Source organism: Bacillus pumilus (assembly GCF_900186955.1).
Classification (GTDB): Bacteria; Bacillota; Bacilli; order Bacillales; family Bacillaceae; genus Bacillus; species Bacillus pumilus.
Window position 1 is genome coordinate 1,571,050 of record NZ_LT906438.1, and the last position, 17,911, is coordinate 1,588,960.

At 40.8% G+C, this 17,911-nt stretch carries 21 protein-coding genes; all 21 read left to right on the top strand.

Translation table 11 applies throughout. The features are described from left to right. The first annotated feature begins 70 nt into the window (after positions 1–70). A complete protein-coding gene (gene trmFO, locus CKW02_RS07915; RefSeq protein ID WP_003212444.1) occupies positions 71–1,375 on the top strand; it encodes an FADH(2)-oxidizing methylenetetrahydrofolate--tRNA-(uracil(54)-C(5))-methyltransferase TrmFO in 1,305 nt (434 codons plus the stop codon). A gap of 62 nt (positions 1,376–1,437) precedes the next feature. Next, on the top strand, positions 1,438–2,355 hold the full coding sequence (gene xerC, locus CKW02_RS07920) for a tyrosine recombinase XerC (protein WP_003211704.1): 918 nt from the start codon (positions 1,438–1,440) through the stop codon (positions 2,353–2,355). A 14-nt stretch (positions 2,356–2,369) separates the two neighbouring features. Continuing rightward, complete coding sequence (gene hslV / locus CKW02_RS07925; RefSeq protein ID WP_003211247.1) at positions 2,370–2,915, top strand: ATP-dependent protease subunit HslV; 546 nt, start codon at positions 2,370–2,372, stop codon at positions 2,913–2,915. A gap of 16 nt (positions 2,916–2,931) precedes the next feature. Further along, a complete protein-coding gene (gene hslU / locus CKW02_RS07930) occupies positions 2,932–4,332 on the top strand; it encodes an ATP-dependent protease ATPase subunit HslU (RefSeq protein WP_003211907.1) in 1,401 nt (466 codons plus the stop codon). A gap of 34 nt (positions 4,333–4,366) precedes the next feature. Then, a complete protein-coding gene (gene codY, locus CKW02_RS07935; RefSeq protein WP_003210838.1) occupies positions 4,367–5,146 on the top strand; it encodes a GTP-sensing pleiotropic transcriptional regulator CodY in 780 nt (259 codons plus the stop codon). A gap of 286 nt (positions 5,147–5,432) precedes the next feature. After that, positions 5,433–5,822: a flagellar basal body rod protein FlgB gene (flgB, locus tag CKW02_RS07940; protein ID WP_012009952.1), complete on the top strand. Its 390-nt coding sequence runs from the start codon at positions 5,433–5,435 to the stop codon at positions 5,820–5,822. Next, the gene (flgC, locus tag CKW02_RS07945; RefSeq protein WP_003212391.1) at positions 5,822–6,274 is read left to right on the top strand and encodes a flagellar basal body rod protein FlgC; all 453 of its coding nucleotides are present in this window, start codon (positions 5,822–5,824) and stop codon (positions 6,272–6,274) included. Before flgB ends, flgC begins: the two co-directional genes overlap by 1 nt. A gap of 11 nt (positions 6,275–6,285) precedes the next feature. After that, complete coding sequence (fliE, locus tag CKW02_RS07950; protein WP_003212183.1) at positions 6,286–6,603, top strand: flagellar hook-basal body complex protein FliE; 318 nt, start codon at positions 6,286–6,288, stop codon at positions 6,601–6,603. A 49-nt stretch (positions 6,604–6,652) separates the two neighbouring features. Further along, a complete protein-coding gene (gene fliF, locus CKW02_RS07955; protein ID WP_034619909.1) occupies positions 6,653–8,245 on the top strand; it encodes a flagellar basal-body MS-ring/collar protein FliF in 1,593 nt (530 codons plus the stop codon). Between the two features lie 11 nt (positions 8,246–8,256). Next, positions 8,257–9,273: a flagellar motor switch protein FliG gene (gene fliG / locus CKW02_RS07960; RefSeq protein ID WP_003210883.1), complete on the top strand. Its 1,017-nt coding sequence runs from the start codon at positions 8,257–8,259 to the stop codon at positions 9,271–9,273. Then, positions 9,266–10,030 (top strand): flagellar assembly protein FliH, encoded by a 765-nt coding sequence (gene fliH / locus CKW02_RS07965; RefSeq protein ID WP_003212485.1) that lies wholly within the window; start codon positions 9,266–9,268, stop codon positions 10,028–10,030. The genes fliG and fliH overlap by 8 nt, the downstream gene beginning before the upstream one ends. Further along, a complete protein-coding gene (gene fliI / locus CKW02_RS07970) occupies positions 10,027–11,343 on the top strand; it encodes a flagellar protein export ATPase FliI (protein WP_003212478.1) in 1,317 nt (438 codons plus the stop codon). Before fliH ends, fliI begins: the two co-directional genes overlap by 4 nt. Positions 11,344–11,351: 8 nt before the next feature. Next, positions 11,352–11,795, top strand: coding sequence for a flagellar export protein FliJ (gene fliJ / locus CKW02_RS07975; protein ID WP_034620036.1), 444 nt, complete (start codon positions 11,352–11,354; stop codon positions 11,793–11,795). 12 nt (positions 11,796–11,807) lie between these two features. After that, positions 11,808–12,506 (top strand): MotE family protein, encoded by a 699-nt coding sequence (locus CKW02_RS07980; protein ID WP_003212362.1) that lies wholly within the window; start codon positions 11,808–11,810, stop codon positions 12,504–12,506. After that, positions 12,507–13,829, top strand: a complete 1,323-nt coding sequence (locus CKW02_RS07985; protein WP_003210821.1) for a flagellar hook-length control protein FliK — start codon at positions 12,507–12,509, stop codon at positions 13,827–13,829. Next, positions 13,829–14,275 (top strand): flagellar hook assembly protein FlgD, encoded by a 447-nt coding sequence (gene flgD / locus CKW02_RS07990; protein ID WP_003211424.1) that lies wholly within the window; start codon positions 13,829–13,831, stop codon positions 14,273–14,275. Before CKW02_RS07985 ends, flgD begins: the two co-directional genes overlap by 1 nt. Before the next feature lie 17 nt (positions 14,276–14,292). Next, positions 14,293–15,084 carry a flagellar basal body rod protein FlgG gene (gene flgG / locus CKW02_RS07995; RefSeq protein WP_003211619.1) on the top strand — a complete coding sequence of 264 codons (792 nt, stop codon included), beginning with the start codon at positions 14,293–14,295 and terminating at the stop codon, positions 15,082–15,084. Between the two features lie 37 nt (positions 15,085–15,121). After that, entirely contained in the window at positions 15,122–15,337 is a 216-nt protein-coding gene (swrD, locus tag CKW02_RS08000) for a swarming motility protein SwrD (protein ID WP_034620035.1), read from the top strand. Further along, positions 15,334–15,762: a flagellar basal body-associated protein FliL gene (gene fliL, locus CKW02_RS08005; RefSeq protein ID WP_003212424.1), complete on the top strand. Its 429-nt coding sequence runs from the start codon at positions 15,334–15,336 to the stop codon at positions 15,760–15,762. Before swrD ends, fliL begins: the two co-directional genes overlap by 4 nt. Positions 15,763–15,794: 32 nt before the next feature. Further along, positions 15,795–16,793 carry a flagellar motor switch protein FliM gene (gene fliM / locus CKW02_RS08010; RefSeq protein WP_003212239.1) on the top strand — a complete coding sequence of 333 codons (999 nt, stop codon included), beginning with the start codon at positions 15,795–15,797 and terminating at the stop codon, positions 16,791–16,793. Continuing rightward, the gene (gene fliY / locus CKW02_RS08015) at positions 16,783–17,907 is read left to right on the top strand and encodes a flagellar motor switch phosphatase FliY (RefSeq protein WP_003212315.1); all 1,125 of its coding nucleotides are present in this window, start codon (positions 16,783–16,785) and stop codon (positions 17,905–17,907) included. Before fliM ends, fliY begins: the two co-directional genes overlap by 11 nt. Positions 17,908–17,911: the final 4 nt, after the last annotated feature.

Sequence of the window (17,911 nt, forward strand, 5' to 3'; positions counted from 1 at the left end):
CGGTGAGCAGCCTTGTTCACCTGCTTTTTTATGTCATCAAACAGAACTTACGAAATAGGAGAGTTGTACAATGAGTCAATTTGTAAATGTGATCGGAGCAGGTTTAGCTGGAAGTGAAGCGGCATGGCAAATTGCTAAACGCGGAATTAAAGTCAACTTGTATGAAATGAGACCTGTTAAACAAACGCCAGCTCACCACACAGATAAATTTGCAGAGCTTGTATGCAGCAATTCACTGCGTGCCAACGCTTTGACAAATGCGGTCGGTGTATTAAAGGAAGAAATGCGTCATTTAGATTCAGCGATTATCGCAGCTGCAGATGAAAGCTCAGTTCCTGCTGGCGGAGCGCTTGCAGTAGATCGTCATGAATTTGCAGCAAACGTTACTGATCGCGTAAAAAATCACCCGAATGTGACAGTTTTTCAAGAAGAAGTGCAAAGCATTCCAGAAGGTCCAACAATTATTGCGACAGGCCCACTTACATCTGAAGCACTTTCAAAAGAATTAAAATCGTTAACTGGTGAAGAATATCTGTACTTCTACGATGCAGCGGCTCCTATCCTAGAGAAAGATAGCATTGATATGGATAAGGTGTACTTGAAATCACGTTATGACAAAGGAGAAGCTGCTTATTTAAACTGTCCAATGACAGAAGAAGAATTCGATCGTTTTTACGACGCGCTTATTTCTGCTGAAACTGTGCCATTAAAAGAGTTCGAAAAAGAAATCTTCTTTGAAGGCTGTATGCCAATTGAAGTCATGGCGAAAAGAGGAAAGAAAACGATGTTGTTTGGTCCGATGAAGCCAGTAGGACTTGAAGATCCGAAAACAGGAAAAAGACCTTATGCTGTTGTTCAATTAAGACAAGATGATGCAGCAGGCACTTTATATAACATCGTCGGCTTCCAGACACATCTGAAGTGGGGCGACCAAAAGGAAGTATTCCGCTTGATTCCAGGTCTTGAAGAAGCAGAGATTGTTCGTTATGGCGTGATGCACCGCAATACATTCATTAACTCACCAAGTCTTTTAAAACCAACGTATCAGTTTAAAAATAGAGAAGATCTATTCTTTGCCGGACAAATGACAGGCGTTGAAGGCTATGTCGAGTCCGCAGCTTCCGGACTAGTGGCTGGAATTAACGCCGCTCGTTTTGTCAAAGGAGAAGAGCTTGTGACACTTCCGGAGGAAACAGCGATCGGCAGCATGGCTTATTACATCACATCGACAAACAAGAAAAGCTTCCAGCCAATGAATGCGAATTTTGGTTTGTTGAAAGATCTTGGTGTTCGCATTAAAAACAAACAAGAGCGTTATGCGGAGTACGCTAAGCGCGCAATCGAAACTATTCAAACTATTTCGAAATCTCTGTAGTAAATCATTGCACGGAAAGCAAGATATGTGATACCATTTAAAAGCCTTAAAGAGGTGTAAAAATGACGAATAAACAGCGTCTTGTCCACTTATTCATTGAATATCTACAAATTGAAAAAAACTATTCTGCTTTAACCATCTCAGGATATACAGAAGCGATTGAAGAGTTTGTCAGATTTATGAACGTTCAAGGAATAGACGGTTTTGAAGAGGTATCCTATCAAGATACGAGAATTTATTTAACAGAAGCTTATGAAAAAGGCCTGACAAGAAGAACGATTAGTAAGAAAGTCTCTGCGCTTCGCAGCTTTTATAAATTTCTATTAAGAGAACAGCTTGTGAAAGAAAATCCTTTTTTACTCGTTAGCTTACCAAAGCAGGATAAGCGAATTCCTTCATTTTTGTATGAAGAGGAACTGAAAGAGCTTTTTACAGTTTCTGATGTCAGCACACCGCTTGGGCAAAGAAACCAAGCGATTTTAGAACTTCTTTATGCAACAGGTATGAGGGTCAGTGAGTTATGTTCATTAAAAGAATCTGATCTTGATTTATCGATGGATACAGTGCTTGTTCATGGAAAAGGCAGCAAGCAGCGGTATGTTCCTTTTGGTTCATATGCTCATGAAGCGCTCATCACTTATTTAGAGGATGGAAGGCTAAAGCTGAAAGCGAAGGGGAATGATCGTGCTGATGCATATGTGTTTTTGAATCAGCGCGGGGCGCCTCTTACAGACAGAGGCGTTCGATTCATTCTCACTGAACTAATGAAAAAGGCGTCAGGCACATTACATATCCATCCTCACATGTTAAGGCACACCTTTGCCACACACCTCTTAAATGAGGGGGCAGATTTGAGAAGTGTTCAAGAACTTCTTGGTCATTCTAATTTATCATCAACTCAGGTGTACACGCATGTATCAAAAGATTCTTTAAGGAAAACGTACATGTCTCATCACCCAAGGGCTTTTAAACGATCCTAAAAGGAGGTTTTTTCATGTCATCATTTCATGCAACAACCATCTTTGCCGTTCAACATAAAGGAAAAAGTGCGATGGCTGGAGACGGTCAAGTCACTTTCGGGCAGGCTGTCGTGATGAAACACACAGCAAAAAAAGTGCGCCGTCTTTTCGGAGGCAAGGTGCTTGCAGGTTTTGCAGGTTCAGTAGCAGATGCATTTACACTCTTTGAAAAGTTTGAAACGAAGCTTGAAGAATATGGTGGTAACTTAAAGCGGGCAGCCGTAGAACTAGCAAAAGAATGGCGTAGTGACAAGATGCTTAGACAGCTTGAGGCCATGCTGATCGTTATGAACAAAGACAGCATCCTGCTTGTCTCTGGGACAGGAGAGGTCATCGAACCAGATGACGGTATTTTGGCCATCGGCTCAGGCGGCAATTATGCGCTTAGCGCCGGGAGAGCACTCAAAACACATGCAGGTGATCATCTCACAGCAAGAGATATTGCAAAGGCAGCTCTTGAAACCGCTGGAGAAATCTGTGTCTACACGAACGATCAAATCACTTTAGAAGAGCTTGAATAGAAAGGACATGAGACGTATGGAGAAAAAGCCGTTCACCCCAAGAGAGATAGTTGAAAAGCTTGATCAATACATTATTGGTCAGCTTGATGCGAAAAAAGCAGTGGCGGTGGCTTTAAGAAACCGTTACAGAAGAAGCCTTTTACATGATAAGCTAAAGGATGAAGTCGTTCCGAAAAACATTTTAATGATCGGCCCAACAGGTGTGGGGAAAACAGAGATTGCCCGCAGAATTGCAAAAATTTCTGGTGCGCCTTTTATTAAAGTGGAAGCGACGAAGTTTACTGAAGTTGGTTACGTCGGCCGTGATGTAGAATCGATGGTCAGAGATCTAGTTGAGACAGCGATCCGAATTGTCAAAGAAGAAAAGATGAAAGACGTTCAAGAAGAAGCAGAAAAACAAGCAAATAAACGTCTTGTTCATTTACTTGTTCCTGGCAAGAAAAAAAGCCAGTCTGTGAAAAATCCTTTTGAGATGCTGTTTGGTGGTTCTGATGAAGATGACCGTGATCGAGATCAATCAAGTGAAGAAGTTGAACTTGAATCGACAAGAAAGCGAATCGCTCATCAACTGGCTATGGGCGAACTTGAAGATCATTACGTCACGATCGAAGTCGAAGAGCAGCAGCCATCCATGTTTGATATGCTTCAGGGCTCCGGTATGGAGCAAATGGGCATGAACATGCAGGATGCGCTCGGCAATCTCATGCCTAAAAAGAAAAAACGCAGAAAGCTGACCGTCAGAGAAGCAAGAAAGGCGTTAACAGCTGAGGAAGCTTCAAAACTGATTGACATGGATGAAGTCAGTCAAGAAGCTGTCTATAAAGCAGAGCAGCAAGGAATTATTTTTATCGACGAAATCGATAAAATCGCTAAAAGCGGTGGTGCATCATCTGCAGATGTTTCTCGTGAAGGGGTTCAACGTGATATTTTACCGATTGTAGAAGGTTCAACTGTGATGACGAAATATGGGGCAGTGAAAACAGACCATGTGCTTTTTGTAGCAGCAGGTGCATTTCATATGGCAAAACCATCAGATTTGATTCCAGAGCTTCAAGGGCGCTTCCCAATTCGTGTAGAATTAGATAAATTAAGTATCGAAGACTTTGTGAAAATCTTAACGGAACCAGATAATGCATTATTAAAGCAATATAAAGCTTTACTTGAAACAGAAGGTATATCTCTTGAATTTTCTGACGATGCTATTCATAAGATTGCCGAAGTGGCTTATCATGTCAATCAGGAGACAGATAACATCGGTGCAAGAAGGCTTCATACCATACTTGAAAAGCTGCTTGAAGAGCTTTCATTTGAGGCGCCTGATATTACACTAGGGACAGTGACCATTACCCCTCAGTATGTAGAAGAGAAGCTAGGAAAGATTGCGAATAACAAAGACTTAAGTCAATTTATACTTTAACAAATGAATAAAGTAATCTAGGAGGATCATTAATATGGCGTTACTACAAAAAACAAGGATTATTAACTCAATGCTGCAAGATGCAGCGGGGAAACCAGTTAATTTTAAGGAAATGGCAGAAACGTTGAGAGATGTCATTGATTCAAACATTTTCGTATTAAGCAGAAGAGGGAAGCTTCTAGGCTACTCGATCAACCAGCAGATTGAAAATCCGCGTATGAAAAAAATGCTTGAAGACCGTCAGTTCCCTGAAGAATATACAAAGAGTCTATTTAACATCCCTGAAACATCTTCAAATCTTGACATTAACAGTGAGTATACAGCTTTCCCGATTGAGAACCGTGATTTATTTGAATCAGGTTTGACAACCATTGTTCCAATTATCGGAGGAGGAGATCGTTTAGGGACGTTAATCCTGTCTCGTTTGCAAGATACATTCAAAGATGATGATTTAATTCTTGCTGAATACGGTGCAACAGTTGTTGGAATGGAGATCCTTCGTGAGAAATCAGAGGAAATCGAAGAAGAAGCAAGAAGTAAAGCTGTTGTCCAAATGGCGATTAGTTCTCTTTCATATAGTGAGCTTGAAGCCATTGAGCACATCTTTGAAGAACTTGATGGCAACGAAGGGCTTCTAGTGGCAAGTAAAATTGCTGACCGTGTAGGAATCACTCGTTCAGTGATCGTGAACGCCTTACGTAAGTTAGAAAGTGCAGGCGTCATCGAATCTCGTTCTCTTGGAATGAAGGGAACGTATATCAAAGTGTTAAACAACAAATTTTTAATTGAACTTGAAAATTTAAAATCTCATTAATCAAAAACCCTTTTCAGCAGAAATACAAGCTGAAAAGGGTTTTTTTTTATAAAAAAAGAGGATTTGTCCGAAAAATGACACTCTTTTTTCCAAGAAAACCCTTACAATTCTTAGTTCTTTGAATCTAGGTCTTTATACCTATTCGTAAAATAGATATATATTACGAGTTTTTTTTACATATACATCATAGACTTTAATCCTATTATTTCTTACAATGAACATATGGTTTTACAAATCTCGACATGATTAAATGGAATGAAATACATATGATTGGAGGTATATGGTTTTGGATATATTTTCTGGAACGATAAGCAACCTTGAGAATGCCTTGGGCAGAGCGAATGTTAAGCAAAAAGTCATAAGCAATAATATCGCGAATATAGACACACCGAACTACAAGTCGAAAAACGTCGCATTTCATGATATGCTAAACGATGCGTCGATCAAGTTAGATGCTAAAAAAACATACCAAGGTCACATTGATTTTTCTAAAACAGGGTCTAATTATTCAGTTGTTTCGAGCAACCGTACTTCATATCAAGAAAACGGAAATAATGTCGATATTGATCAAGAGATGAGTGAACTCGCTAAAAACCAAATTCAGTATAATGCGTTGGTTGAAAGAATGAGTGGAAAATTCAATTCTCTTAAAACAGTTTTGACAGGAGGTAAGTGATGTCAATTTTTTCAGGCGTTAACGCTTCGGCCTCTGCATTAACAGCACAGAGGCTCAGAATGGACGTTGTATCCTCTAACCTTGCAAATATGGATACAACAAGAGCGAAACAGGTTGATGGCAACTGGGAGCCTTATAGACGTAAGCTCGTCACATTACAGCCGTCAGGTGAATCGTTTTCATCTATATTAAACTCAAACATGAATTCGAGCGGTAAATTAGGAAACGGCGTGAAAGCAACGAAGATTACAGAAGACGAAACTCCATTCAACCTTCAATATGATCCTACAAATCCCGATGCCAATGAAAATGGATATGTTCAAACACCTAATGTTGATCCATTAAAGGAAATGGTTGACCTCATCAGCAGCTCAAGGTCATATGAAGCAAACGTGACCGCGCTAAATGCGAATAAAAGCATGTTGATGAAAGCTTTAGAAATAGGAAAGTAAGGTGAAAAGAATTGGTTAACGCAATATCTCCTTTCCAGCTTCAAGCTGCTCAGCAAGCAAGTGAATTGACAAATGCATCGTCCGTTCATGCGGCTGCACCTAAAAGTCAAACGAATTTCTCTGATGTGCTGAAGAATTCCATTGAGGCATTAAATCAATCACAGCTTAAATCAGACCAGTATACAAATGCACTTGCACAAGGAAAAGATGTCAATCTCGATGAAGTCATGATTGCCTCGCAAAAAGCGAGTGTGACACTCACAGCTGCAACGGAGTTTCGAAATAAAGCGGTCGAAGCGTACCAAGAGATTATGAGAATGCAGATGTAGGAGGTGCTGACGGACAAAAAAAGACTGAATGGAATGACCGGGGGTTAAGATGAATCGTACTTTAATGCAATTAAGAACAAAAACAGTTGAGTTTTGGCGAAATCGATCAAAATTACAAAAAATACTTATGATTGGCGGCGTTGCTGCCCTAGCAATCATTATTACGGTTGTTAGCATCTTTGCTTCTTCTGAAAAAATGGTTCCATTGTTTAGAGATTTGTCTGAGGCAGAAGCTGGGCAAATCAAACAGGAACTAGATGGCAAAAACGTTAAATCGGAACTTGCGAATAATGGAACAACGATTCTCGTTCCAGAAAAGCAGGCCGACTCTTTAAAAGTAACACTCGCATCTGAGGGTCTCCCTAAGACAGGGAATATTGATTACTCCTTCTTTGCGAATAATTCCGGCTTCGGTTTAACAGATAATGAATTTGATGTTCTGAAAGTAGACGCAACTCAGACAGAACTATCCAATCTAATCAACACGATTGATGGGATCAAAGATTCAAAAGTTATGATTAACCTGCCAAAAGATTCCGTTTTTGTTGGAGAAGAGCAAAGTAATGCATCAGCATCCATTGTGCTGCAAGTTGAACGTGGCTACACGCTCGCGCCGCAGCAAGTAAAAGGCCTTTATCATCTTATTTCAAAAAGTGTACCGAATTTAAAGACAGAAAACATTGTCATTATGGACCAAGATTCCAACTACTACGATTTAAACAGCAGTTCCGATTCCTATGCAAGTGGAATGGATGCACAGCAGCAGAAAAAAGAAGAAATTGAAAAGAACCTTCAAAGAAAAATTCAACAGCTGCTCGGAACAATGATGGGTCAAGAAAAAGTCGCTGTATCGGTCACAACAGACATTGATTTTACTGAAGAGAAAAGAAAAGAAGACCTTGTAGAACCAGTTGATAAAGAAAACATGCAAGGCATCGCTGTCAGCGCTGAAAAGATTGCTGAAACTTATTCAGGAAATGGTGCAGCAGCTGGTGGAACCGCTGGAACAGGCGACGATGATGTCACAAACTATCAAGGCGCCGATGGAGCGAATGGTAGCGGAGATTACGAAAAGAGCGAAGATCGTATCAACTATGAAGTCAACCGCATTCATAAAGATATCAAAGAGAGCCCTTATAAAATTAGAGATGTTGGCATTCAAGCATTGGTCGAACCACCAACTGCAAACGATGTGAACTCTTTAACAGCTGAAAGACAAGATGATATTAAAAAGATTCTTTCAACGATCATTAGCACGTCAATTGATAAAGAATACACAAATGGTCAAGCGCTCACTCAAGCGGACTTAGATAACAAAATTGTTTTATCTGTATCAAAATTAGACGGTAAACAGCAAACTGCAGCAGAAAACCCATCAAACAATATTCCAATTTGGGTTTATATTGTAGGCGGTGTGCTACTACTTGCAATTATCGCTCTCATTATTCTTCTTGTGCGTAAACGCAGAAAAGAAGAGGAAGAAGAGTTTGAGTTTGATGAACATACACCAATTCATGTTCCTGATATCGACACTGAACCAGAAACAGAAGAAATGGTGAGGAAAAATCAGCTTGAAAAAATGGCAAAAGATAAACCAGAAGACTTTGCTAAATTGCTACGCAGCTGGCTGTCCGAGGATTAGGAGGAATACACATGTCGAGAAAAGATTCAAATCGACTAACAGGCAGACAAAAAGCAGCAATCCTAATGATTTCCTTAGGGCTAGAGGTGTCAGCATCTGTATACAAACATCTGTCTGAAGACGAAATAGAAAAATTAACATTGGAAATTTCCAATGTACGAAGTGTAGATACTGCTAAAAAAGATGAAATCATTGAAGAATTTCACAGCATCGCCATCGCGCAGGACTACATATCACAAGGCGGTCTTATGTACGCAAGACAAGTGCTTGAAAAAGCGCTTGGTGAGGACAAAGCGGATAGTATCTTAAACCGATTAACATCCTCACTTCAAGTGAAACCGTTTGATTTTGCTCGAAAGGCTGACCCAGAACAAATCTTAAACTTTATCCAGCATGAGCATCCACAAACCATTGCGCTCATCCTTTCCTACTTAGATCCAGTTCAAGCAGGGCAGATTTTATCTGAATTAGGTGAGGAAGTACAAACAGAGGTTGCGAGACGTATTGCTTTAATGGATCGCACATCTCCAGAGATCATCAATGAAGTGGAACGCATTCTTGAACAAAAACTTTCTTCAACCTTTACGCAAGACTATACGCAAACGGGCGGAGTCGAAGCGGTTGTAGAAGTACTAAATGGTGTAGACCGTGCGACCGAGAAGACCATTTTAGACACTCTTGAAATTCAAGATCCTGAGCTTGCTGATGAAATTAAGAAACGTATGTTTGTCTTTGAGGATATTGTCACTCTTGACAGCAGAGCGATTCAGCGCGTGATCAGAGATGTTGAAAATGATGACTTATTGCTTGCACTCAAAGTGGCAAGCGAAGAGGTCAAAGAAATTGTCTTCCGCAACATGTCACAGAGAATGGTCGAAACGTTCAAAGAAGAAATGGAGTTTATGGGACCTGTCCGGCTTAGAGATGTCGAGGAAGCACAAACCCGTATTGTCAGCATCGTAAGACGACTCGAGGAAGCTGGAGAAATCGTCATAGCTCGAGGCGGAGGAGACGATATCATTGTCTAGGATTATCAAACATGAAACATCTGTTATTCCTGAGCAAGGCCGGCAAACGATTCCTTTGCAGCAAGTGGAGTTCAAAAAAGAACATCATGAAGAAGAGCTTGTCAATGAAACAGAAGTGTCGCAGCTTGTACTAAGTGATGCTGAAGATCAAGCAAGCCGTATAGTAGAACAAGCAAATAGTGAGCTTGAAAAAACAATGGCTGAAATCAATCAGCGCCGCGCTGATTTTGAAGAAGAAAGAATGCAGCTTATTGAAGAAGCGAAACAAGCAGGTTACCAAGATGGCTTCCAAAAGGGTGAAGCAGATGCGATGAGTCAGTACCGATCAATTCTTGATCAAGCAAATGACATTGTCAGTCTTGCCAAGCAGGATTACGAAGAAAAAATTGAAAGCTCCGCAGAAAAAATTGTGGAACTGGCTTTTGAACTCGCCAAACGTGTTTGGTACTCGGCTGAGGACACGAAAGATCAATTTTTGGCTCTCGTGAAGCAGGTCATTTCTGAAGTGAAAGAATATGACGATATTTCCATCTATGTTGACCCTGAACATTACGATCATGTGATGGAGTATAAAGACGAATTAATCAGAATCCTTCAAAAGGATACACACCTTGCCATTTACTCGGATGAAAAAGCGCCAAAAGGGACTTGTTACGTAGAAACAAGCTTTGGAAAAGTGGAAGCGAGTGTTGATACACAAATGAATCAGTTGAAAGAAAAGCTACTAGAAGTCATTGATTCAGGTGATCACAAATGAACATCGATGTGTTAAAAGAAACGATTGAAACCGCAGATCCTTATAAACGATTTGGTAAAGTCAATCGAGTTGTTGGACTGATGATTGAATCTAAGGGGCCGGAAAGTTCTATCGGAGACGTGTGTCTCATTCATAAAAAGGGGCGTAAGCACGATCCAATAAAAGCAGAGGTCGTAGGGTTTAGAGATGAAAATATTCTGCTCATGCCTTATGTAGAAGCATCCAATATTTCACCAGGAAGTCTAGTTGAAGCGACAGGTGAGTCGCTGAAGGTCAAAGTTGGGACTGGGTTAATTGGCGAAGTTGTTGATGCCTTCGGTGAACCGCTGGACGGCAGTATGCTTCCAAAGGGACTTGCACCTGTTTCGACAGATCAGTCACCTCCAAACCCGATGGACAGGCCACCTATTCGTGAAAAAATGGGCGTTGGTGTCAGAGTGATCGACAGTCTGCTTACAGTCGGCACTGGTCAGCGGATCGGTATTTTTGCCGGAAGTGGTGTTGGAAAAAGTACCTTAATGGGGATGATTGCTAAGCAGACAGAAGCAGACCTCAATGTCATTGCCCTTGTTGGAGAGCGTGGCCGGGAAGTTCGTGAGTTTATTGAAAAGGATTTAGGTACCGAGGGACTAAAGCGATCGATTGTTGTCGTCGCAACTTCTGACCAGCCTGCACTGACGAGAATGAAGGCTGCTTATACAGCAACAGCTATTGCAGAATATTTTAGAGACAGAGGCAAAAACGTCATGTTCATGATGGACTCAGTTACACGGGTCGCTATGGCACAAAGGGAAATCGGTCTTGCAACTGGTGAACCGCCAACGACAAAAGGATATACGCCTTCGGTGTTCGCTATACTGCCAAAATTACTTGAACGAACTGGAACGAATCAGCTTGGTTCCATCACAGCGTTTTACACAGTGCTTGTTGATGGTGACGATATGAATGAGCCAATCGCTGATACAGTCAGGGGAATCTTAGATGGCCACATTGTACTTGATCGTGCTTTAGCCAACAAAGGACAATTTCCTGCTGTCAATATTCTGAAAAGTATCAGCCGTGTTATGAGCAATATCGCAAGTCATGATCACAAGGAGGCGGCCAACCGGTTCCGCCAGCTTTTATCCACTTATCAAAACGCTGAAGACCTCATTAACATTGGAGCATATAAAAAAGGCTCCTCGAAAGACATTGATGATGCCATGCAGGCTTATCCTCATCTGATTTCATTTTTGAAGCAGGATGTAGAAGAGGCTGTATCTATTGACGACAGTGTGAATGTATTGCTCGGTTTGATGAATAGAGAGGATTGACAAAAACATTGAGATATCAATACAAATTTCAAAAGCTCTTAGAACTGAAAGAAAGTGAAAAAGACAAGTCACTCGCAGCGTACCAACAATCCGTTTCGGCATTTGAGCAAGTCGCTGAAAAGCTCTATGAAAATATGAGTAAAAAAGAATTAATGGAAAAAAGCAAAGAAGAAAAGCTGAGAAGTGGTATGAGTGTTCAAGAAATGCGTCATTATCAGCAATTTGTGACCAATTTAGATAACACCATTCAGCATTATCAGCAGCTTGTGATCATGAAACGCCATCAAATGAATGAAAAACAATCTGATTTAACTGAAAAAAACATCGAGTTTAAAAAGTTTGAAAAAATGAAAGAAAAGCAGTATGAAAAGTTTTCCCTTGAACATAAGGCCATTGAAATGAAAGAAATGGATGATATCTCTATCAGCCAATTCATGTTTCAAGGACATTAGGAGTCGAGATGAATGCCTAAGAAGGAAAAAACGAAAGAATCAAGCGGCGGTAAATTTCAATGGATCTTGTTTATTGTCATCATCCCATTGATTGTGCTTGTGTTAGTGACTGGCACAATCCTTTATATGGCAGGTTTTGATCTAAAGAAACCGCTCCAAAACATTCCGGGCGTCAGTAGTTTGGTTGGTTCAGATGACACCTCAAAAACGTCATCTTCACATAATAATCAAAGCGATGCAGAATTGAAGGAACTGAAAAAGACCATTAAAGAGCAAAAGAATGAACTTGAAATTGCACAAAAAGACTTAAAAACAAGTGATGAAGAGATTAAAAGACTGAATCAAAAAATCAGTTCACTTGAAAAAACATCTGAAAATGATGCGAATGATAAGTCAGCGGATGACAGTTCATCAAATAGCAGCTCATCAAGCGATACATCAGGTAATAATGCATCAGGGACAACTTCTGATGGGGCAGCAGCCTCTAACCAGAAACCGAAAGGGAAGATTGCCAGTATCTATGAAAGCATGGACGCAGGGAAATCCGCCAAAATTTTATCAGAATTAAGTGATAAAGAGGCATTGAAGATTCTTGAAGAGCTGAGCAAAAATAAACTAACAGACATATTAGCAAAACTAACACCTCAGAAGGCAGCTACGTTTACGAAAGAGCTTTCTAAAAAAGAAAGTGGAAATGGGGGTGGACAATAAGTGAAGCTATTGGATATTGGAGCCTTACAGCAATCGTCTCAAGGTCTCTCGGGACCAAAGGGGAGCGGCGCGGCATCTGCAAGCGGGTTGTTTAAACAATTACTTAGCGGGGCAGGCGCACAAAGCGGCCTTGTGAATGCTGAGACAGCGGGTGCCACTCTTTCCATCAATGATGCGATGCAAATCATTGAAAAATGGATGCAATCGCCTGAAGAAGGCATCAACGGAGACCTTCTTAGCGCGCTTCAAACACTTCAAGGTCAAACGCTTGATTCGTCTGATCTCAAGTCACTAGAAGAGCTATTTCAAAAAATGGAATCATCCATTTACGGTGATCAAACGGATAAGTCAGCTTCTGAACATAGTGAGCAGCTCATACAAGTCCACTTTTTCATATATCAACTACTCAATCAACAGCCGCTCAGCTTTGATGCAAAGCTAGTGCAAGATATTGAAGCAAAGGGTCAAGACTTCATTCACTTTCTTTCAAAAAATGGAGTAGATGAGAAACTGATTCAGCAAGTAAAAGAGCAGTTTTTCTCGCAGGGTTCAGCACCAAAGCTGAATTCGATGTCTCAAAGTGAGCTGAAACACTTTAATCAGTTAATCGACCATATGATGGCAAATGCAAAAGGGTCAGACAAAGAGTTGAAGATTGCTTTAGGAGAGTTAAAAGAATTGGTCTCTCCAAGACAAGAATCTACTCTTGCTACTCCTGCAAAAGGGGCTAACTCTCTTGAATGGCTCATCAAAAAGGAAGTTGTCAAAGGACAAAGCACTGCTGCACCTGCTTCTGAAAAAACAATCACTCATACGCTGTTGCCAGGTCATAAGCAGTTTTTTCAACTGCAATCAGCAGCTCCTGTTCAGCAGACACAAACAACTGATGAAAAGCCGGGAACGGTTGATCAGCAAATTCTAAATACGTGGAAGCAAATGAAATTCACGCCATTTGGCAACTCAAGTGGGCGCTTTACAGTTCGGTTAAATCCAGAAAATCTCGGATTTATCACGATTCAGCTGACGAAGCAAAATGGTATGTATGCGAGTAAAATTACAGCTTCGACACAGGCAGCAAAAGAACTGCTAGAGCATCACCTTCCGCAGCTCAAGCAGGCGCTTCCGAATATGTCGGTTCAAGTGGACCGTTTCCATATACCGCTTCAATCAAATGAGCAGCCGTTATTTGGACAATTTAACGAAGAAAACAAGCAGCAACAGTCAAAAGGGCAGAATTTCCAAAAGCCTGATGAACAGGAAGCGGAATTCCAAGATGTACTGGATGCTCTTGTTGGGTCAGATGAAGAAGAGGAGGAAATCTAATGGCAACAGTTGATGCTACGAATAGAACAGTCGCACAAACAGACACTTCTTCAAAAGCAGAAAAGAAAACAGATACGCTCGGCAAAGATCAATTCTTGAAAATATTGCTGACACAGCTTCAAAACCAAGATCCGACAAACCCACTAGATGACCGTGAGTTTGTCACACAGCTTGCAACATTTTCATCTTTAGAACAGCAAACCAATATGAACGATTCTATCACCAAGCTGAATCAGCTCATGTCTACATTTGTTGCACACCAAGATCCGTTTACGACGTATGTAGGGTGGATCGGTAAAGAAGTATCGGGCAAATTGGATGATAAAGATATATCAGGCACTGTGAAATCTGTTAAAAACATAAACAATGAATACTTCCTATATTTAGAAGATGGAACGAAAATCAGCCCTTGGGATGTTACAGCAGTTGGAGAAAAAACGAAGTAATTCGAGGAGGAAAATAAATGTTACGCTCACTTTACTCAGGAATTAGTGGAATGAAAAACTTCCAAACAAAATTAGATGTTGTAGCCAATAACGTAGCCAACGTCAATACACACGGATACAAAAAAAGCCGTATCACTTTTAAAGATATGGTCAGCCAAACCATTTCAAGTTCTGGTGGACCGACGAACAACTCTGGTTCAATCAACTCAAAACAAGTTGGTTTAGGATCATCTTTATCTTCTATTGATAAAATCATGTCAGCAGGAGCTTCTCAAAATACGGATAGAGATTATGATTTCTACATCAATGGAGATGGATTTTTCCGTATTGAAAAACAAGGAGAAGTTCTTTATACCAGAGCAGGGAACTTTACTCGGGATTCAGAGGGAAGTTTAACCACTTCTGACGGAAATTACGTGCTTGGAATGAATGGACAAAAGATAACGATTCCAGATGGCATTTCAAGTGTAAGTGTTGGTCCAGATGGAACAATATCTGTTGTTGAAAACAACGTATCTAGAAATGTTGGACAGGTTTCACTCGTATCTTTCAGTAACGCAGCAGGATTAGACAAAGTTGGTGAGAACCTATACCGCCAAACGTTAAGCTCAGGTGCACCAAGTAATCCTATCGTTCCTGGTGAACAAGGAACGGGCATCATTCAAACAGGTCGACTTGAAATGTCAAATGTTGATTTAACAGACGAGTTTACCGAAATGATTATCGCGCAGCGTGGATTCCAATCGAATGCAAAGACGATCACAACATCTGATGAAATCCTGCAAGAGCTTGTGAATCTGAAACGATAGGAGGTAGGGGGAGCGGATGATCGCTTCTCTGCTTAATATGATCGAAGTGACAAGATTGAATGGCAAAGGATTTATGCTGAACGCTCTCCATATCGAGCAAATCGAAAGCTTTCCAGACACGACCATTACATTAGCCAATGGAAAGAAATTCGTTGTGAAAGAAAATGAAGAGCAGCTTCAAGAGAAAATCATTTCTTTCTACAGAAAAATCCAAGTCATTTCATTGAATCAAGGAATAGAGGAATTTGAATGAAGAAGAAATTAGTCGTAGTAATGCTAATCATGATTATTGCCATCGGCGGAATAGGAGCAGGCATCATTTTTCTTCTGAATGGTTCAGAAGAAGCAAAAGCTGAAAAAGAGCCAACAGCAGATGAAGTCGTAAAAGCTTCTGTTGAAATTCCTGAGATTATCACCAATTTAAAGTCTGAAGGAAATGCCGTCAAACTTGTATTGAATATTGAAACAGACTCTGAAAAAGCAAAAGAAGAGCTCGAGAAAAGAAGTTTTCAAGTGAAAGACGCCGTAATTGACATTTTATCAGACACGAATGCAGATGAACTTGATGGCAAAAAAGGCAGAGAACATTTTAAAACACTAGTTAAAAACAAAGTGAATAACTATTTGCAAGATGGCAAGGTGAAAGAAGTATATATAACCTCCTTTAATCTGCAATAGAGGCGATTAATTGACACGATGGAGGTGAAGAAATGTCAGGAGAAGTGCTTTCCCAGAATGAGATCGATGCATTATTATCCGCCATATCTACAGGCGAAATGGATGCAGAAGAGCTGAAAAAAGAAGAAACGACGAAAAAAGTAAAGGTGTATGATTTTAAACGTGCACTTCGCTTTTCGAAAGACCAGATTCGAAGTTTAACAAGGATTCACGATAACTTCGCTAGACTGCTCACCACACACTTTTCAGCTCAGCTAAGATCATATATTCAAATTACTGTCAGCTCGGTTGACCAAGTACCATACGAAGAATTTATTCGTTCGATTCCTAATATGACATTATTAAACTTATTTTATGTCAGCCCGCTTGAAGGAAGAATCATGCTTGAAGTGAACCCAACAATCGGCTATGCCATGATGGACAGGCTGATGGGCGGGATAGGCATTAGTCATAATAAGACAGAATCACTTACAGAAATCGAAACAAAGATTATCTCAAACATGTTTGAGGGAGCTTTGGAAAATTACAGAGAAGCGTGGCAGTCCATAACCGACATCGAGCCTGAAATGGCAGATTTCGAGGTAAATCCCCAGTTTGTTCAAATGGTGTCACCAAACGAAACAGTTGTCGTCATTTCTCTTAATACACAAATTGGTGAGGTAAGCGGGGTTATTAACCTATGTATTCCTCATGTTGTATTAGAGCCTATTATTCCAAAGCTGTCTGTACACTACTGGATGCAGTCTGAACGAAATGAACCAAAACAACAAGAAACAAAGGCTATTGAAAAACGGATTATGACGGCAAAGATACCGGTAGTCGCAGAGCTAGGGGAATCGGAAATGACGGTGGAAGAGTTTTTGAATTTGGAAATTGGTGATTGTATTGCCTTGGACAAACCAGTAAATGCGCCTCTTACTGTTATGGTCGGAAATAAACCGAAATTCTTGGGACAGGCCGGCCGCGTGAATCGGAAACAGGCGATTCAAATTCTAGATCACGACATAAGAGGTGAAGAAGATGGAGAATAACGGAAGTAAATTATCACAAGACGAAATCGATGCGCTCCTTAAAGGAGGCAGCAATGACGATATAGAGCCTGAAACAATCCTTTCTGCAATGGAGCAAGATGCCATTGGAGAAATCGGAAATATTTCATTCGGCAGTTCTGCTACAGCACTTTCAACCCTATTAAATCAAAAAGTGGAGATTACCACTCCAACTGTTACAGTGATTCAAAAAAGTATGCTGAATGAGGAATTTCCTCATCCGTATGTCGCGATTGAAGTGAATTATACGGAAGGCTTCAGCGCAAGTAACCTGCTTGTCGTCCAGCAAACAGATGCAGCAGTCATTGCGGACTTAATGATGGGCGGAGACGGGACAAATGCTGACCCTTCTTTAAGCGAGATTCACTTAAGTGCAGTGCAAGAAGCGATGAACCAAATGATGGGTTCTGCTGCGACATCCATGTCGACGGTCTTTAATAAAAAGATTGATATTTCTCCGCCTCGCGTCGAATTACTTGATGTGAAAGAAGGAGAAGGAACAGACCGGATCCCAGCTGCAGAAATGCTTGTCAAAGTGTCCTTCAGATTAAAAATAGGAGAGCTCATTGATTCAAATATTATGCAGCTTTATCCTATTACATTTGCGAAAGATTTAATCGCAGAATTAACAGACCCAGCGCAGGAGGAAGAGCCGGTTCAAGACACGCAAGTGAGCACACCTGAACCTCAGCAGGCAGCACCTCAAACGCAGTCTGCACCAGCGCAGCAAGCTGCTCCGCCGAAAAGACAGGCGAAGCCAAAGCCGGCAGCACCTGTAAATGTGGCACCAGTTGAATTTGAAGCGTTCAGTGAGCCTCAGCATACAACAAGCCAGCTTGGAAATCTTGATATGCTGATGGACATTCCGCTTTCCATTACGGTGGAACTTGGAAGAACTCAGCGAAGTGTCAAAGAAGTCCTTGAGCTTTCAGCAGGAAGTATCATTGAACTGGACAAACTTGCTGGTGAGCCAGTAGACATTCTAGTGAACAAACGAATCGTCGCCAAAGGGGAAGTCGTTGTCATTGATGAGAACTTTGGTGTTCGTGTGACTGATATTTTAAGTCAGTCAGAAAGACTTTCTAATTTAAAATAAACAA

Excerpts from the sequence above, each read along its gene's own strand:
- trmFO (WP_003212444.1), top strand. The coding sequence starts at position 71 with ATGAGTCAATTTGTAAATGTGATCGGAGCAGGTTTAGCTGGAAGTGAA.
- xerC (WP_003211704.1), top strand. The coding sequence starts at position 1,438 with ATGACGAATAAACAGCGTCTTGTCCACTTATTCATTGAATATCTACAA.
- hslV (WP_003211247.1), top strand. The coding sequence starts at position 2,370 with ATGTCATCATTTCATGCAACAACCATCTTTGCCGTTCAACATAAAGGA.
- hslU (WP_003211907.1), top strand. The coding sequence starts at position 2,932 with ATGGAGAAAAAGCCGTTCACCCCAAGAGAGATAGTTGAAAAGCTTGAT.
- codY (WP_003210838.1), top strand. The coding sequence starts at position 4,367 with ATGGCGTTACTACAAAAAACAAGGATTATTAACTCAATGCTGCAAGAT.
- flgC (WP_003212391.1), top strand. The coding sequence starts at position 5,822 with ATGTCAATTTTTTCAGGCGTTAACGCTTCGGCCTCTGCATTAACAGCA.
- fliF (WP_034619909.1), top strand. The coding sequence starts at position 6,653 with ATGAATCGTACTTTAATGCAATTAAGAACAAAAACAGTTGAGTTTTGG.
- fliG (WP_003210883.1), top strand. The coding sequence starts at position 8,257 with ATGTCGAGAAAAGATTCAAATCGACTAACAGGCAGACAAAAAGCAGCA.
- fliI (WP_003212478.1), top strand. The coding sequence starts at position 10,027 with ATGAACATCGATGTGTTAAAAGAAACGATTGAAACCGCAGATCCTTAT.
- CKW02_RS07980 (WP_003212362.1), top strand. The coding sequence starts at position 11,808 with ATGCCTAAGAAGGAAAAAACGAAAGAATCAAGCGGCGGTAAATTTCAA.
- flgD (WP_003211424.1), top strand. The coding sequence starts at position 13,829 with ATGGCAACAGTTGATGCTACGAATAGAACAGTCGCACAAACAGACACT.
- flgG (WP_003211619.1), top strand. The coding sequence starts at position 14,293 with ATGTTACGCTCACTTTACTCAGGAATTAGTGGAATGAAAAACTTCCAA.
- swrD (WP_034620035.1), top strand. The coding sequence starts at position 15,122 with ATGATCGAAGTGACAAGATTGAATGGCAAAGGATTTATGCTGAACGCT.
- fliL (WP_003212424.1), top strand. The coding sequence starts at position 15,334 with ATGAAGAAGAAATTAGTCGTAGTAATGCTAATCATGATTATTGCCATC.
- fliM (WP_003212239.1), top strand. The coding sequence starts at position 15,795 with ATGTCAGGAGAAGTGCTTTCCCAGAATGAGATCGATGCATTATTATCC.
- fliY (WP_003212315.1), top strand. The coding sequence starts at position 16,783 with ATGGAGAATAACGGAAGTAAATTATCACAAGACGAAATCGATGCGCTC.